Source organism: Microbacterium sp. Se5.02b (assembly GCF_019464375.1).
Classification (GTDB): domain Bacteria; phylum Actinomycetota; class Actinomycetes; order Actinomycetales; family Microbacteriaceae; genus Microbacterium.
This window is the reverse complement of the sequence record NZ_CP080491.1, coordinates 849,330-865,272: the sequence shown is the minus strand read 5'-3', so window position 1 is coordinate 865,272 and position 15,943 is coordinate 849,330. Positions and strand designations below refer to the sequence as shown.

At 68.4% G+C, this 15,943-nt stretch carries 19 protein-coding genes and 1 pseudogene; 2 read left to right on the top strand and 18 right to left on the bottom strand.

Annotated features, from left to right (window positions below):
- Nucleotides 1-28: 28 nt before the first annotated feature.
- From K1X59_RS04335 to K1X59_RS04285, 12 genes and pseudogenes are all read right to left on the bottom strand, one after another.
- Nucleotides 29-673 (bottom strand): GyrI-like domain-containing protein, encoded by a 645-nt coding sequence (locus K1X59_RS04335; protein WP_183151934.1) that lies wholly within the window; start codon nt 671-673, stop codon nt 29-31.
- Nucleotides 674-759: 86 nt separating this feature from the next.
- Nucleotides 760-1,622, bottom strand: a pseudogene (locus K1X59_RS04330) (GyrI-like domain-containing protein).
- A 101-nt stretch (nt 1,623-1,723) separates the two neighbouring features.
- Complete coding sequence (locus K1X59_RS04325) at nt 1,724-1,858, bottom strand: methionine/alanine import family NSS transporter small subunit (RefSeq protein WP_183151932.1); 135 nt, start codon at nt 1,856-1,858, stop codon at nt 1,724-1,726.
- Nucleotides 1,855-3,474, bottom strand: coding sequence for a sodium-dependent transporter (locus K1X59_RS04320; protein WP_183151931.1), 1,620 nt, complete (start codon nt 3,472-3,474; stop codon nt 1,855-1,857). The genes K1X59_RS04325 and K1X59_RS04320 overlap by 4 nt, the downstream gene beginning before the upstream one ends.
- 80 nt (nt 3,475-3,554) lie before the next feature.
- On the bottom strand, nt 3,555-4,928 hold the full coding sequence (locus K1X59_RS04315; protein WP_220173969.1) for an MFS transporter: 1,374 nt from the start codon (nt 4,926-4,928) through the stop codon (nt 3,555-3,557).
- 25 nt (nt 4,929-4,953) lie between these two features.
- Complete coding sequence (locus K1X59_RS04310) at nt 4,954-5,352, bottom strand: Zn-ribbon domain-containing OB-fold protein (protein WP_183151929.1); 399 nt, start codon at nt 5,350-5,352, stop codon at nt 4,954-4,956.
- Nucleotides 5,353-5,366: 14 nt separating this feature from the next.
- Entirely contained in the window at nt 5,367-5,486 is a 120-nt protein-coding gene (locus K1X59_RS22760; protein WP_396652567.1) for a thiolase C-terminal domain-containing protein, read from the bottom strand.
- Nucleotides 5,437-6,528: a thiolase family protein gene (locus K1X59_RS04305; protein WP_202045568.1), complete on the bottom strand. Its 1,092-nt coding sequence runs from the start codon at nt 6,526-6,528 to the stop codon at nt 5,437-5,439. Before K1X59_RS04305 ends, K1X59_RS22760 begins: the two co-directional genes overlap by 50 nt.
- Entirely contained in the window at nt 6,525-7,376 is an 852-nt protein-coding gene (locus tag K1X59_RS04300; protein WP_258567070.1) for an enoyl-CoA hydratase-related protein, read from the bottom strand. Before K1X59_RS04300 ends, K1X59_RS04305 begins: the two co-directional genes overlap by 4 nt.
- A 24-nt stretch (nt 7,377-7,400) precedes the next feature.
- The gene (locus K1X59_RS04295; protein WP_220173968.1) at nt 7,401-8,669 is read right to left on the bottom strand and encodes a CaiB/BaiF CoA-transferase family protein; all 1,269 of its coding nucleotides are present in this window, start codon (nt 8,667-8,669) and stop codon (nt 7,401-7,403) included.
- Nucleotides 8,670-8,697: 28 nt separating this feature from the next.
- Nucleotides 8,698-9,639 (bottom strand): CoA transferase, encoded by a 942-nt coding sequence (locus tag K1X59_RS04290; RefSeq protein ID WP_220174186.1) that lies wholly within the window; start codon nt 9,637-9,639, stop codon nt 8,698-8,700.
- Nucleotides 9,636-9,797 carry a hypothetical protein gene (locus K1X59_RS04285; RefSeq protein ID WP_202045562.1) on the bottom strand — a complete coding sequence of 54 codons (162 nt, stop codon included), beginning with the start codon at nt 9,795-9,797 and terminating at the stop codon, nt 9,636-9,638. Before K1X59_RS04285 ends, K1X59_RS04290 begins: the two co-directional genes overlap by 4 nt.
- A gap of 241 nt (nt 9,798-10,038) precedes the next feature.
- Here K1X59_RS04285 and K1X59_RS04280 point away from each other — a divergent pair, with 241 nt between their 5' ends.
- Nucleotides 10,039-10,941 carry a LysR family transcriptional regulator gene (locus tag K1X59_RS04280; RefSeq protein ID WP_183151928.1) on the top strand — a complete coding sequence of 301 codons (903 nt, stop codon included), beginning with the start codon at nt 10,039-10,041 and terminating at the stop codon, nt 10,939-10,941.
- A 99-nt stretch (nt 10,942-11,040) separates the two neighbouring features.
- Entirely contained in the window at nt 11,041-11,571 is a 531-nt protein-coding gene (locus K1X59_RS04275; RefSeq protein WP_183151927.1) for a hypothetical protein, read from the top strand.
- Here K1X59_RS04275 and K1X59_RS04270 read toward each other — a convergent pair.
- The 6 genes from K1X59_RS04270 to K1X59_RS04245 are packed head-to-tail and all read right to left on the bottom strand — an operon-like array spanning nt 11,557 to nt 15,902.
- Nucleotides 11,557-12,786, bottom strand: coding sequence for an alpha/beta fold hydrolase (locus tag K1X59_RS04270; RefSeq protein WP_183151926.1), 1,230 nt, complete (start codon nt 12,784-12,786; stop codon nt 11,557-11,559). The two genes, K1X59_RS04275 and K1X59_RS04270, sit on opposite strands and share 15 nt — an antisense overlap.
- Nucleotides 12,777-13,577, bottom strand: a complete 801-nt coding sequence (locus K1X59_RS04265; RefSeq protein WP_183151925.1) for an N-acyl homoserine lactonase family protein — start codon at nt 13,575-13,577, stop codon at nt 12,777-12,779. The genes K1X59_RS04270 and K1X59_RS04265 overlap by 10 nt, the downstream gene beginning before the upstream one ends.
- Nucleotides 13,578-13,618: 41 nt before the next feature.
- Nucleotides 13,619-14,044 carry a carboxymuconolactone decarboxylase family protein gene (locus K1X59_RS04260; protein WP_244632383.1) on the bottom strand — a complete coding sequence of 142 codons (426 nt, stop codon included), beginning with the start codon at nt 14,042-14,044 and terminating at the stop codon, nt 13,619-13,621.
- Nucleotides 14,041-14,415 carry an NAD-binding protein gene (locus K1X59_RS04255; RefSeq protein WP_183151924.1) on the bottom strand — a complete coding sequence of 125 codons (375 nt, stop codon included), beginning with the start codon at nt 14,413-14,415 and terminating at the stop codon, nt 14,041-14,043. Before K1X59_RS04255 ends, K1X59_RS04260 begins: the two co-directional genes overlap by 4 nt.
- Nucleotides 14,416-14,423: 8 nt before the next feature.
- Complete coding sequence (locus K1X59_RS04250) at nt 14,424-14,942, bottom strand: NAD(P)-dependent oxidoreductase (RefSeq protein WP_220173967.1); 519 nt, start codon at nt 14,940-14,942, stop codon at nt 14,424-14,426.
- 30 nt (nt 14,943-14,972) lie between these two features.
- Nucleotides 14,973-15,902 (bottom strand): carbon-nitrogen hydrolase family protein, encoded by a 930-nt coding sequence (locus K1X59_RS04245; protein ID WP_183151923.1) that lies wholly within the window; start codon nt 15,900-15,902, stop codon nt 14,973-14,975.
- Nucleotides 15,903-15,943 lie beyond the last annotated feature (41 nt).

The following is a 15,943-nucleotide window of genomic DNA, read 5'->3' as shown; positions in this document are numbered from 1 at the left end:
ATCTGCGCAGGGGCTTGATTTTCGACCTTCATCCGGTCAGTCCCGCGGGCGCCACGGGCTGCCTCAGGATGGTGCGGAGTCTGGCAGGGTCGGCGCGGCGGAGGTCGCTCAGGTAGATCTCGTGGTGCCGCCCCCGCATCTGCAGTCCGTTGTCGGGGATGAAGCGGTGGTGCAGCTCGTCGAGCACCGGTCCTTCATCGTCGAACGGCCCGACGTGCAGGGTCTGCACGCACCGGCCCTCGTCGAGCGATTCGAGCCGCACCGAGTCCAGAGCGGGCAGCGGCTCCTTCTTCTTCGCCGCCTTCTGCGCCACAGCGGCGACGGCGTCGTCGAACATCGACGGGGTGATGTGGTCGCCGACCATGATCATCATGGTCCACAGCCAGGCCGACTTGTCTCGGGCTGTGGTGAAGGACGCCATGTCGGGCGCGTGCCAGAGCCCCTCGAGGGGCATCACGACCGTATCGATGCCCAGCTCCTTCCGGCTCGCGAACTTGAGCGTGTAGGCGAGGGAGAACAGCGCGGACACCGCGTCGGAGTAGGCGGGAGCGGTGTTGGGGTCGCCGGCGCCATCGACCATCAGGTACTGCATCGGCGGCACCTCGACCACGCGGAACTCGCCGCGCTTCGCCCGGTACGCGTCGAGCGTCTTCTTCGGATCGGTCGCCACCATGGTCCTCCTCGGGTCGTGCGCCCAGTGTGGCACGCGGGTCAGACACCGGTCAGGGCGGGCCGCCCCACCCTGACCGGTGCCCGACCTCACGCCTGCTCGACCGGCAACCAGAGCTCGCAGGAGGCGAAGTCGCCCGAGAACTCCAGATAGCGCACGATCGAGGGGCCGGGACGCAGCCGCCACGGGTTCGACGGGAACCACTCTGTCGCCGTGGCGGCCCAGAGATTCTGCAGCGTCTCGGGGAAGGGGCCGCGCGCGGCGAACACCGCCCAGGCGCCCTCCTCGAGCCGGAGCGCGTCGAGGTCGCCCGGGACCGCAGTCGACTCCTTCAGGGCGACGCCGTGCAGATAGGTGAGCGTGGACCCCTCCGGCGCGTCCGGCTCGATGTCGGCCGTGACGGCCAGGATTCCCGAGGGCTCGGCGTCGCCGAGCGCCTTGAGGCGTGCGTGCTCCTCGGGAGGGATCGCGGCGATGTGCGCCTGGATGTGCGGGTTGACCCCTCGTGGATCAGGGGTACCTCCGCGGCATGGCCGACGAGGGCGAACGCGGGCTGGTGGGTGATGGTGACATCCATCGGGGTGCTCCCTTCGACGCTCAGGCGGAACCGGAGCGTGGGTTGTGTACGGAGAGGACCCCCTTCTCGGCGCGCATCGGCCGGTCCGATCCCGTGCACGGCGCGGAAAGCACGCCCGAACGCCTCGACCGAGCCGTACCCGTGGCGCACGGCCACATCGAGAAGGCTCGGTGCACCGGCCGCGAGTTCGGCGCCGGCGAGCGTCATCCGGCGACGACGCACGTACTCGGACAGCGGCATCCCCGCCAGTGCCGAGAACATCCGGCGCAGGTGGTACTCGGTGGTGCCGTGCTCCCGCGCGAACGCGGCGACGTCGATCTCATCGACGCCGACCGCCTCCACCAGGTCGACCAGGGCGTTGAGCGTACCGATCATGGGGTCCTCCTTTCCCCACCATCGTCGCCGCGCGTCGGCCGGGGCGACCCGACTTCTCGTGTCGGATGCGATCGGCTCGGCCCGTCGCCGTCAGTGCGAGGTCACAGCTCGACGGGCGGTGCGGGCTCCGTCTCGGCGGCCTCAGGGTGCCTGGCGAGGTTCACGATGGCGGCGATCAGTCCGCCCCACACCGTGACCATGGCGATGATCATCATGACGATCGCTGTGGTGGTCATGATTCCGCTCCCTTCGTCGCGGGGGCGACCGGGATCGCCGACGTCTCCGCATCCGGCTCGTACTGCTCCTGGTCGAGGAACTCGTCGTATTCGGGATCGTCCTTCGCGTGGGAACGCCCGCTCCACGGCAGCGCCGAGAGGACGAGAGCGAGTACGACGAGGGCGATCACCATGCCCCAGCCGAAGATCGCGAGGAACCACGCCGGGTATCCGCTGTACGGCTCGGAGATCTTCGCGATGAGCTCGCTGATGAAGAGGTACCCGAGCACGAGAGGCGCCAGGACGCCGACGAGGAGCTTCCAGATGGTGCCGACGCGGAAGCTGGAGCGACGGTCGAGGTGCTCGACCAGCACCGGGAGCTTGTGCAGCAGCCAGGCCACGACGATCACGGCCACCAGTGCCACCGCCATGATGCCGAAGGCGTTGACGAACGCGTCGGCCGTGTCGAGCACGGTCAAAGCCGTGGTGGTGGAGAACAGCGCCAGCGAGACGAGCGCGAGCGGGATCGACACCGTGAGCGTGGTGCGAACGCGCGCCCACCCGAGCTTGTCCTGCAGTGCGGCGACGATCACCTCGAGGATCGAGATCAGCGAGGTGATGCCGGCGAACACCAGAGCGCCGAAGAACAGCACGCCGATGATCGAGCCGCCCGTCGCCTGCGAGACGATCGTCGGGAAGGCGACGAACGCCAGGCCGATCCCCGACGTCGCCACCCCCGCGACCTCGGTTCCCTGAGCCTGGGCCATGAAACCCAGGGCGGTGAAGACGCCGATGCCGGCGAGGATCTCGAAGCCGGAGTTCGCGAATGCCACCACGAGTCCGGAGCCGGTCAGGTCGGTCTTGCGCTTGAGGTACGAGGAGTAGGTCACCATGATCCCGAACGCGACCGACAGCGAGAAGAAGATGTGCCCGTAGGCGGACGCCCAGACTCCCGGGTCGGCCAGGGCCTCCCAGTTCGGCGTGAAGAACGCGTTCAGCCCGTCCATCGCCCCCGGCAGGAACAGCGACTGCACCACGAGGATCGCGAACATCACCGTGAGCAGGGGCATGAGGATCATGTTCGCCGTGCCGATGCCGCGCTTGACGCCGAGCGCCATGATCACGATCACGATCAGCCAGACCGCCACGAGAGGGAGGCCGACCTGCGGCACGAACTGCGTGGACACGCCGACCTCGGCGACGTCGGCCGATTGCAGGAACTCGCCGGAGAAGAAGGCGTCTTCGTTGCCGGGGCCCCACGTCAGCTGCGCGGAGAACCAGGTGTACATGGCCGCCCAGGCGATGATCACCGCGTAGTACACCGCGATCACGACGCAGATGAGCACCTGCCACCACCCGAGGGGCTCGGCGGCACGGTGCATGCGACGGAAGGCCAGCGGCGCGGAACCGCGGAACCGGTGTCCGATCGCATAGTCGAAGAAGAGGAGCGGGATGCCGGCGGTCAGCAGTGCGCACAGATACGGGATCAGGAACGCCCCGCCGCCGCCCTCGTAGGCGACATACGGGAAGCGCCAGATGTTCCCGAGGCCGACCGCGGATCCGATCGCCGAGAGGATGAAGACGTTCCGCGAGCCGAAGGCCTCGCGTCTGGGGGTCTGCGTCGTTGACGTGGCCATGCGGGCGAGACTACTAGAGCCCGCGGCCGCTCACGAGGTGCCGGGCCCGAGTGCCCGACACCTCGTTCCGGATGATCGCGTCAGGAGCTGATCTCGGCGAGCGACCTGTCCTTCGTCCGCACTCCCATGCGGATCAGGAGAGCGGAGACGATCAGAAGCGCGATCATCGTCGCACCCGCGGGGACCGCCCCCGCACCGAGCAGGATCGGGAGGATGATGAAGGGCGCGACCGCCCCGCCCAGGTGGCCCAGCCCGTCGCAGATGGACGCCGCCGTCCCGCGCGCGGCTGTCGGGAACACCTCCGCGGTGTACGTGTACGCCGGGGTCGCCATGAACGCGATTCCGGCGGTCGCCAGCAGAGAGCCGGCCGTGGCCCATGCGTCGCCCCATCCGAGGATGATGAGGACGATTCCGAGGGCGAACACGAGCGTGCCGATGATGATCATGGTGCGTCGCTCCCACTTCTCGATGAGGGCGACGACGATGAACCCGACGATCAGCGGAGCCCCCCGCGTGAGCACGGTGACCAGGAGAGCGTTCGACGTCGAGACGCCGACGCCCTCGAGGATCAACGGGAGGTAGCTGGAGAACCCGTACATCGCGATGTAGAAGATGAACCAGAAGCCGAGCACGGTCAGCAGTCGCCACAGCAGCGGGGGACGCAGGAGGGTACGCAGCGGTCGTTCGGCTTCGACATCGGGAAGGTGATGCGCCGGCGCGGCGAGCGTCCCCCTCGCGACTTCCACACCGACCGTTCGCTGCATCGAACGGACGACCTCCGTCGCCTCGTCGATCCGTCCCTGCTCGGCCAGCCAGCGCGGCGACTCCATCAGGTCTCTCCGGTTGATGAACGGGAGGATGAGCAGCACGAGCCCGCCGAAGCCCATGAGGATGCGCCAGCCCTCCGACGGCAGCGCGGCCAGGACGGGCAGCGACGCGAATCCGACGATCAGATTCAGGATGCCGCCGATCACGTAGAGCAGCGAGAGGTACTTGCCCCGACGGTTCTTGGGCGCCATCTCGCCGATGTAGGCCGAGCACAGCGCGAGGACCGCCCCCATGCCGCCTCCGGTCAGGAACCGGAAGAACGACAGCGACGCCGCGTCCCAGGACACGGCAGTGAGCGCGCCTCCCACTCCGAGCAGCGCGATGGTGAGGAAGAGCCCGAGCTGACGACCGCGGCGGTCGGAGATGTGCCCGAAGATGTAGGCGCCGACGGCGTAGCCGGCGAGGTTCGCCGCCACCGGCCACGACAGATCGGCCGGATTCAATCCGATACCGCTGATCATCGACGGGATGGAGACGGCGAACACGCCGATGTCGTAGTTGGCGAAGAAGAATGCCAGCATCAAGGCGAGCCAGGCGCCGCGGCTGAGGCCGACGCGCGGCATCCTGTCGATGGCCTCCTCGACGGTGAGGGGCTGTGCGGTCGCCCGCGTGGTCAGATCAGACATCATTGTCCTTTCGGGGGTGATATTGCTAGGCGTTTTTCTCGAAGAACGGCAGCACTTCGTCGTCGGGGCCGCTTCCGCTCGGCTCGAAACCCACGCGGACGCGGGCGCCCTCGAGGTCGTCGTCCGGGTCGAAGCCGCGCAGTTCCGTCCACCACCAGGGACCCTCGTCGAGCTCGACGATCCCCACCACGGAGCGGTGGACGCTACCATCCGGCCGTCGCGTGTGAGGGACCGACCACGAGACGACCCGTGCGCCCCCGGAGGCGGCGACGGTGCCGAAGCGCGCGCGGTCATGAGCCGTGTCCGTACGGGGGTCGAGGAGCTCGCCGGTCTGGAGGTCTTCGATGAGGAGGAATTCCCCTCGCGCGGTGCCGTCGAGGAAGAAGGCGGTCGCTTCGTCGCGCCGCAGGGGCATGAGTGCCATGAGAGTCGCTCCGTTCAGACCGTGCCGAGCACGAGAGTCGCGTGATGGTCGAGGGTGCCGCCGTTTCCGGAGACGAGAGCGCGATCATGCCGGGCCACCTGGCGATCGCCGGCCTGGCCGCGGGTCTGGATCACGGCCTCCGACAGCGGAGTCATGCCCCAGAGGTAGTAGGACGACAGCTCGCCTCCCCGGTGTTGACCTTGAGGGAGCCGCCGGGCCCCAGCACGCCGGGTTCCGCGAGGAAGCGGCCGCCCTCCCCTTCGGGCAGAAGCCGTAGTCCTCCAGGGTGACCAGTGCCGTGTAGGTGTAGCAGTCGTAGACCTCGACGAGGTCGATCTCGTCGAGCGTCGTGTCCGCCATGCGCAGCGCCGCCGGCCCCGAGATGGCGGCCCCCGTCGTCAGGCCGAAGTCATCGTGCCGGATGCCGCTTCTGCCCGGATGGGTCTGCGCCCAGCCGAGCACTTCGACGGGAGGCTGGGCCAGCGCGGTGGCGTGTTCCAGCGAGGTGACGATCAACGCGATGGCGCCGTTCGACACCAGACAGCAGTCGAGCAGGTGGAAAGGCTCGGAGATGTAGCGCGACGCGTGGTAGTCCTCCATCGTGATCGGTGTGCGCATCTGCGCCAGTGGATTCATCAGCGCCCACTCGCGCTGGGCGACGGCGATGGCGCCGAAGTGGTCGTTCGTCGTGCCGAACCTCTGCATGTGCCGCCGGGCGGCGAGGGCGTAATAGGTGTTCGCGCTGTAGATTCCGCTCGCGGCGAGCATCCCCCGCCATCCTTGTGCTGAGGTTCCCGCCGCCTTGTACGCGGCGCCGCCGCCGAGGTTCTCCTTGAGGGGCGCGTCCGCCCACACGATCGCGATCGTCTTCGCCATCCCCGCACGCACGGCCATCCCCGCGTACTGGACCATCTGCGCCGCCGTCGAACCGTATCCCTGCATGAAGGTCAGCAGCCGGAGGTCCGTGAGGCCGAGCGCCACCTGCAGGTCGAGGCCCACATCGCCGCCGAGGCCGCTCGACATGATCAGTCCGTCGATGTCGGCGAGATGCAGTCCGGCGTCCCGCACCGCGTCGCGCACGGCGATGGAGGCGAACTGCGTCGCCGTGTTGTCGTACACCTTGCCGATATCGCTCATCCCGAGCCCGGCGATGGCGATGCGTTCCGAGGAGCTCATCGTCCCTCCCATCGAGGAGCGCGCTTCTCGGCGAAGGCGCGCATGCCCTCCTGCGCGTCGGCGGATGCCATGAGCGTCTCCCCCTCGCGCGCCGTCCGCTCCCAGTCGGCTGCCTCACGGTCGACGACCCCCGCCGTGATGCCCCTGGCGATGCGCTTGCTGACCTGCACCGCGATGGGCGCGTTGGCGATGATCTCGTCCGCGAGGGCGAAGGCGGCGGGGAGCACCTCGTCGAACGGGACGACCCTGTTCACGAGCCCGAGTTCATGCGCGCGGTGTGCGCTCAAGGGCGCACCGGTGAGGATCGCCTCCATGGCGATCTTGTCGGGGATCTGTCTGGGCAGCCGGAAGGCGCCGCCCGCCCCGGCGAAGATGCCGCGTCTCACCTCGGGCAGACCGAAGGTCGCGCCGTCGGCCGCGACGGCGAGGTCGCTCGCGAGGGTGATCTCGGTGCCGCCCCCGAGCGCGAAGCCGTTGACGGCGGCGATCGTGGGCTTCGAGATGTGGTGCGTCACGTAGCCGGCGAAACCCCACGCGCGGATCCGCTCGTCGTCGGTGTTCAGCTCGCCCGCCGCTGCCGCCTTCAGGTCCGCTCCGGCGCAGAACGCCCTGTCGCCGCTTCCGGTGATGATCACGCACCACACGTCATCCGTCGATTCGGCGTATCGGAGCGCCTCCCCGACCCCGATCATCACGGCGAGGTTCACCGCGTTGCGCGCATCCGGTCTGTTCAGGGTGATCAGGAGCACGCGTCCCCGCTGCTCGGCGATCACGGCTCCGTCACCTCCCACGTCCACGTTGGTGCCGCTCATCTCGAACGTCGGGTTCGCGTCGATTGCCATGGTCATCTGTCGTCGTCCTTCTCTGTGTCGCTATGCCGTCGGTACGGGAGCTGCGGACGGATGCTCCTCGAGCACGCCGGATTCGAGCAGCTGTGTGATGCGGGATTCCTCGACGCCGAGCAGCGTGCGGAGGATGTCCCTGGTGTTCTCGGCCTGCAGCGGTGCCGGACGCAGCAGGGGCGGCGGCAGCGTCACGGTTCTGGCCTCGCCGAGGTTCGCGGGCAGCGGCTCGGGCAGCTGCGGCTGCGTCAGGGTGCCGAACGCCCCGCGGACCATGAGGTGCGGATCGCGTTCGATGTCGTCGAGGCGGAGCATCGGGGCGGCAGGTACTCCTGCGGCCTGCAGACTCGCCGCGGCCTCGCCCGGGTTCCTCGTCGCCGACCACTCCGCGAACAGCCGTCGCAGCTCCTTCCGGTGCACCACACGCTGCTCCGCGGCGCGCAGGCGCGGGTCGTCGAGCAGGTCAGGGCGGCCGATCGTGCGGGCCGTCGCCGCGAACCGTGCATCCCCGACGGCGTCGACGACGAGCCACTCGTCGTCGCCGGCCGCCGGGAAGACTCCGCGGAATCCGTCAGAGCCTCGATCGTTCCCCTCCCCGCGGATGCCTGCCCCCGGTTGCAGCTCCTCTGCCAGCAGCCAGTCGGCCATCGCGCCGAAGATCGCGTCGACCTGGGCCGTGCTCACGCGCCCGCCTCGTCCCGTGCGGTCCCGACGCAGCAGCAGCGCGACGACGGCTGCGGCGTTCAGTCGGGCCACCACATGATCAGGGAAGATCGTGATCGCATCGCTGAACCCGTCGGCGTCACCGGGATATGACCAGAGTGCCGAGAGCCCGGCGCTCGCGCGCACCAGCGGCCCGTAGCCGAGGCGCCTGCTCCACGAACCGTGGTTTCCGAACGCGCTGGACTCGGAGAGGATGATGCCGGGGTTGAGCGCGCTGAGCGTTTCCGTGTCGAACCCCAGCGAGGCCAGCGTGCCCGGCTTGAAATTGGTCAGGATGACGTCGCTGCGGCGGACCAGTTCGGAGAAGATCTCGCGGCCCTCGTCGGTGCGCAGGTTCAGACCGAGGCTGCGTCTGTTCCGCATCCCCCAACTGGCGCCCTCGGTGATGGCGGTCGCGGTTCCGGCGGACTGGCGCGACCCATCGGGGAACGCGCTCGATTCGATCTTGATGACGTCAGCGCCGTAGTCCGCGAAGAGCCGGCCGAGTTCCGCGCCCACGACGATCACACCGAGGTCGAGCACCCGCAGGCCGTCGAACGGGAGCCGTCCGGGGTGCGCCCCCTCGACGATCGGCACACCCTGCGTCGAGGATGCGCGGCGCCCGTCACCGGCCCGGCACGTCGGTCGTCGATCTCGAACCACCCGGTGTGGGCGAGCGGCGCTCCGGGCAGATCGGATGCACGGGAGAACGAGCCGTTCTCCTGGAACGCGCGCTCGCCCAGCACCTCCGCGGACTGCGCCACCGCTGCGGTCGGAACGCCGAGCTGCTGCCCCTGTTCGACGGCCTCCGCCATCGTGAGCGTGCGGAACAGGTCGCCGATGAGGGGTACAGCTCGCCGGCGGCGCCGAACCTCGTCTGGGTGTCGTCGTAGCGGGGGTCCGCGAACGCCTCGGGGCGACCCAACCACTCGAACATGCCCTGCCACTGCCGCCTGGCGAGCACGCAGATGCGCACCCAGCCGTCTTTCGCGGGGAAGATCGGATACAGGTGTCGGGCGTCGGGGCGACCCCGCGGCAGGTCTCGGAGCGGTACTCCGGCGCGCGCACTCCCGCCGATGCCGAAGACCGGATCGAGGATCTGCACGATTCCCTCCTGCACGGAGAAGTCGGCCACATCACCCTGCGCGGTAGCGCGGACGTGCGCGAGTTCGAGCATCACCACCCACACGGCCTGCACCGCCGCCGATTCGTAGGCGAGGAACTCGGGCGGCAGCAGCGGGGTGGCCGCGTCGGGGAGCCCCGACCGCGAGAGCACCGTGCTCAGGGCGGCGTGGACATCGGGGGTGCCGAGCCAGGACGATCGATCGCCGAAGCTGCCGAAGTCGCTGATCTCCACCACGACGAGACGTTCGTTCCCGGCGCGAAGGGCAGCGCCCGACAGGTCTCGATCCGCCCACCACCACGCCGACCGATCGCGGACCACCACATCGGCGGTCCTGGCCAGTTCGCGGAAGCGGCTCCGCCCGTCGGCAGCATCGAGGTCGATCTCCTCGAAGGCCTTTCCGCGGTTGCGCGTCGCGAACGTGGTGCTCGCACCGTCGATCATGACGCCGGCCGTGCGTGCGGGCGAACCCCGGGCGCCTCGACCCGGATCACCTCCGCACCGAGCTCGGACAGGATCCGGCCGACATTCTGCAGGTCGCTGTCGACCGCGTCGATGATCCGGATACCCGCGAGCGGCATGTCGATTCCCACCTGGTGCATGCGATCACTCCTTCGTGAATGAGCCGTCGTCGCTGAGCGGCTCGCCTCACTCTCCCGCCGTTCGAGGGGCAGGCCCAGCGCAAATCGACGCCGATGCAGGGGGCGGAACGAGTCCTCTCCTGACGTCTGTCGACGACCCCGGATCCGGATCGATCCCGCTCACCGCACCGGACCTGGACGGTCCGATGCAAGCTTCCGCATCGGACCGATCGGGCAATCCTCGCGGGGCTAGAGTTTCGAGATGGAGCTGTCGCAGTTGAGAGCCTTCGTCGCGGTGTCGCGCACGGGGACGGTCGCGGCCGCTGCGGACATCCTCCATGTGACTGCGTCACCGCTGAGCAGGACCGTTCGCGAGCTCGAGCGGCAGCTGGGCCGCGACCTGTTCACGCGCGCCTATCACCGCTTCACGCTGACGGAGTTCGGACGACGGCTGCTGCCGCTCGCCGTCGAGATGATCGCCCAGGCCGACGAGTGCGAACTCCTCGCGTTCGAGAGTTCGCCGATGCTCAGGAGCGGAGCGACGCCGTGGACCTCGCGCGCCCTGAGTTCGCGGTTCCAGCAGGCCCTCGCACGATCGGGAGAGCCGCTCGGCGAGTTCTCGTCCGCCCTGTCGTCCGTGCTGCTCCACGACCTTCGTCACGGCATCACCGACATCGCGCTCGTCCACCTCCCGGTCGACGAGCCCGGCATCGAGACGATCGCCCTGGCGAGGTACAACTACTCGATCGCCGCGGCTGGCGACTCGTCTCTGGACCTCGGGCGTCCCGTCCGACTGACGGATCTGCGAGGGCGATCGCTCCTCTCCCTGCCGATGATGATGCAGCCCAAGCCGATGAAGTCCATGCTCGACCGCCTGTATGAGGCAGGGGTGGCGTCCATCGTCGAGGTCGACCTGCGAGACATGATCGACCTGCAGAATCGGATGGCACGCACCGGCGAGCTCATGTTGACCACCATCTCTCCCGACCTCCCCTCCACTCGATTCCTCGATCAGGAGAGCATGCAGATCTTCCCCCTCGCCGAGGGGGAGATCCTGTTCGAGGTTGGACTCGCCTGGCGCACGAGAGACAGCGTGCATGGCGCGCGGCTGGCGGCGGTGGTCGACGAGCTCCGCCCGGTCGGCGGTCTGGAGCTCATCGGTTGAGCCCGATCGGATCTCGTTTCACACTCGGCGTACAGAGTTTGTGAACAGCGATCACATATTGTCGAATGATCGGGGGAAAACTGGGGAGATCGATTCGACATGAAGGTTAGGGACCTGCTCATCGGCGTCCCCCGCGAATTTCCGAGCCTCCAGGACGAGGAGAATCCGTTCCTGCACGCCGACGCTCTGATCGGCGCCCAGATCACGCGGGTCATCGTCGACGTGCTCGGTGGAGCCGTCGGTGTGCTCCTCGAGCTGCGACAGTCGACGCGCCTTCGCGGCAACACCGCCCTGCTGCGCGTGACCGGCGTCGCCCAGCAGAACTGGGTCTGCGCACGCACCGCGAACGAGTTCACCGCGTGGTCGATCACCGCTGCGGTCGTGCACCAGCACGAGAAGGAGGTGCAGTTCGTGGCCGATTGCCTCCCCGTCGGGACCCTTCGCATCGTCGGCTCCGCGGCGGACTTCACCCTGCTCGACGCTGCCGCGCTCCCGACCGCTCCGCCCGATTACCGCGCCGACCCGCGAGCGCTGATCCGGTTCGGGATCGCCGACGAGTCGACAGAGGTCGAACTGATCGGCGTCGCCCGCTCGGAGGGCGCCCGCCCGCCTGCATCACCCGGATCGTGAAGGATGCTGCGCCACGCGCTCGAGCGCGGACTCCAGGTGCGCCGAGAATCGTCGCGGATTCTCAGCGTGCGGAAAGTGCCCGAGCTCCGGCATCTCGGCGAAGGACGCGTTCGGGATCGCTGCGGCGAGCGCGCGCGAGGCCTCGGGCGGCACACTCGTGTCGTAACTGCCGCTGAGCACGGCGATGTGCGGACTCGCAGAGGTGAGCAGGGCGGCCACGTCTTCGAAGCGCCATTGCTGATACGAGTCGATGTCTGCGGCGTACAGTCCGTGCCCGCCGGACGAGTACCCCCACCAGACCCTCGTGCGAGATGACGACGGCGATGCGGGGTTCATCAGCCCGTAGGTCCACTCGGGCACGAACACCGAGGCATCGATGTCGGCAGCTCTGAGCTCCGCGACAGCGCGATTGCCGACCCCGTGCCCGACCTGACATGCCACTGCTCCGGCGAAGCGGTCCTGATGCGTCGCGAGCGCATGCACCACAGCCGCTCCGGCCATCGATGCGCCGACCAGTGTGGGGCACGGCAGCTCCAGCGCGTCGGCGACCGAGACGATGAAGTCCGTGTATCGAGCCGGCGTGAGCGTCCACGACCCTGCGGGGTCGCCGAAGATCGGACTCGATCGACCGTGCCAGGGCAGATCGACCGTGATCAGCTCGTAGCGGTCGGTCACGTCCGTCTCGGTGATGAGTCCGTGCCATTGCGACGTGTCACTGCCCGCGGTCGCGAGAGCCAGCAGCTGCGGACCGGAACCGCACCTCTCGACGTAGATGTCGGCGGTGCCGAGTGCCGAATGTACGCGATGGTAGCTGCCGACCGCAGAGAGCGGACGGCGCGGCACGACGGCGTCGATCGCCTCCGTGTGCCGTGCGGCCTCGATCACCGCGCGCACGACGTGCAGGTGCCGCAGATACTCCCGCTCGTCGCCCTCGACGACCATGCTCCCGGTCCGGACGAGGTGGAGGGGACTCTGCCATCCGGGCGCCGGACGCTCGGCGAGGACGAGAGCCCACACCTCGTCCGTCGCACGCAGCACGAACCGTGGCCCGCAGTCTCCTTCTCCGAGCTCCATCCGCCGCATGACGCGGTCGGAGACGGAGAACACCACCGTCCAGCTGCTCCCCTGGATCGAGAAGACGGTGTCGACCCCTCGGACGAGCGCACCCACGTGCGAGTCGGCGACCACCTGATCCCACCGGTCGCTCATCGCCATCGACCGATCGTCGCCGCCAGTCCCCTCAGCAGGCCGCCCACCGGGCTGTGCCGATCGAGTTCCCCCGCATCGTGACCGCTGATCAGATGGGCGGCCGAGCGGGAGCGCAGCTCCTCCAGCACCTCGAACGACAGCGGCAGGTCCGCCATGGACTGGAACAGCTTGTCCCCCTCCAGCTCTTCATGGAAGTGCATCGCATCGCTCGCGAGGATCACCAGTCCCTCGCTCGTGTGCACTTCGACGATCGCCTGTCCCGGGGTGTGCCCTCCCACCGCGGTCACACGCACGCCGGGTGCGACGTCGACGTGCTCACGGAAGACGCGGAGTCGACCGTCGGACTCGGCGGACGCCATCGCCTCGCCGGCGGACGCATCGCCGAAGTGCGCGAACAGGGTCTTCTCGGCCATCGGCCCCGTCCAGAACCCCACCTCGGCCTGCGAGATGTGGATCGGCGATCGCGGGAACGCGGTCAGGTTGCCGATGTGGTCGTAGTGCGCATGGGTGATCACCACGGGATGACCCGCCGTCGGGTCGATGTCGAGCGCGCGGAGGGCGTCGACCGGATCGACGAGCACCTCGCGCCCTCGTCTGCGGCCCTCCGTGCCCGAATACCCGGTGTCGACGATCACCACGTCGTCGCCGCTGCGAAGGACCCAGAAGAAATAGTCGAGACGGAAGGGAGCATCATGCTCCCCGTAGAACGAGTAGTTCATGAAGGCGTCCGACCGGGTGGTGCTGCGCGTTCCGTGCTTGACGATGACGACCTGCCACTCGCGGGTCTCGCTCTGCATCTCCGGCATCCTGATCCTCCGAGACTCGTCGTCGGGCCGGGCTACTCGCCCGAGCCGCCCTGATGGACCTCGACGCTGGGCTCGATGCCGTCGGCGCCCACGACCTCGCGCCAGGCCTCGAACCCGGTCTGGAAGGCGACGATGCCCGCTTCGGGAAGAGCGATCTCGATCGCCTCCAGGATCTCGGTCGGTGTCAGGCCCAGATCGAGCGCGACCCGGATGTGCGATTGGATGTGCCCCTTGGACGCGCGCATCACCGTGAGCGAGACGATGAAGATCAGCTCCTTCGTCTTGCGGTCGAGCGTGCGCTGGTCGAGGTAGGCCGCAGACACCATGTGGTTGGCGGCCTGGAGCACAGGGAAATCCTGTTTCGCCATGACCTTGTGATAGTCGAGGACGTATCCTCGCTTCGCCGCCATGTCGTCGATGTACGCCTGGGGGTCGAGGGATGCGGGGGAATCGCTCACTTCGATGTCTCCTTCTCTGTGGGGTCGTGCGGGGTCGTGCCGAGTCCGTACAGCCGACCGATCTCGGTATGGTCCGGGGCGTCGCCGAGGCGTCCGCGTGACCCGCGCAACGTCTCGAAGACGGTGTCGACCACCGGCGTCTCGAGTCCGTCTGCGATGCCCATCGCGATCGTCATGTCCTTGAGCATGAGGTCGTAGGCGAAGCCGCTGTCGAACGAGCCGGTGAGGATGTACCGGGGGAACTTCAGTTCGGTGGCCTGACTGCGTCCCGTCGCCTCGTTGAGCACCGCGGTCATGGTTTCGGGGTCGATCCCGAAGCGCTCCGCGATCGAGAGCGCCTCGCTGGCCACGGCGATGTTGCTCGCACTCACGAGGTTGTTCAGAGCTTTCGCGGCGTCTCCGGCACCGGCGGGGCCGACGTGCAGGATCGAGGCCCCCAGCACGTCGAGGTGCGGCATCGCCCGCTCGACGGCCGCCGTCGTCCCCCGACCATGATCGCCAGCTCGCCCGACACGGCCTTGGGGACGCCGCCGGACACCGGGGCGTCGACATAGTCGATGCCCCGGCGAGCTGCCTCCGCTGCCAGCGCGCGGGTGCTGTCCGGTTCGCTCGAGCCCATGTCGATCACGATCGTCCCCGACTCGAGCGTCGCCAGCAGCCCCTCCCCTCCGAGGAGGATGCTCTCGACGTGTCTGCTGGTCGGAAGCATCAGGATGACGGCTCCGACGCCGGCGGGGAGGTCGTCGAGCGCATCCACGGCGACGGCCCCTCCGGAGCGCACGACCTCCGCGACCGCCTCGCCGGACAGGTCGAAGACCGCCGTGGGGTGGACGCGCGCATGTCTGATGGCCATGGGGGCCCCCATGTGGCCGAGACCGATGAACAGTGTGGTCGACATCCGTCGCCTTTCCCTCGAGCCCGTGCGTGCTCAGTCGAAGACGACGGAGCGCTGCGGGCGTGTGTCGACACGGAGCTCGAAGACATCCGGTCGTGAGTAGTGCCCCACAGCGTCGAAATCAAGGTGGGATCGGGTCTTGTCGCCCTGGTCGATGTCGGCGAACAGAATCGTCTCCTCATCGAAGACCGGACCGGCGAGGACCTCCCCGGACGGTGCGACGATCATGCTCCCGCCGCGCATCACCGTGTCGCCGTGCGGCGGTTCCGCATCGAACGGATGGTCCGCCGGGAAGGCATCCTTGGTGATGAACTGGCACGCCGAGAGCACATGGGTGCGCCCTTCGACGGCGACGTGCATCATGGTCGCCGCCCAGGTCGGCCGGTCATCGGCCGTCGGAACGCAGTACAGCTCGACGCCCTTGGCATACATCGCCTGTCGCAGCAGCGGCATGTAGTTCTCCCAGCAGATGACGGTGCCGATGCGGCCCGCCGGTGAATCGACCGTGTCGAGCGTCGATCCGTCGCCGAAGCCCCAGATCAGTCGTTCGGCACCCGTGGGCATGAGCTTGCGGTGGAGACCGGCGACGCCGCTGTTCGGGTCGATCATGACCGCTGTGCAGAAGAGGGTGTTGCCGAGGCGTTCGATGATGCCGATGACCACGAACACCCCGTGCTCTCGTGCGGCCTCGCAGAGCTGCGCGATCTCCGGACCATCGACGCGGACGGCGCCCTCGGCATACCGCCGATACTGATCCCGTCCCTGCTCCGTCCTGATCCCGACGGGCGATCCGAAGGTGCTGCCCTTCGGGTATCCCCCGATGAACGCCTCGGGGAAGACCACCACCTGGGCGCCGCCCTGAGCCGCCTCGGCGAGCAGCTTCACCGCTTTGCCGGTCGAGGCCGCGGCGTCGAAGGGGATCGCCGCCGCCTGCACCACCGCGACCCTGTGCGTATCCGTCATCGTCTCCTCCTCCGTCTGCCTTGCCTCCGACATGCCCGAGC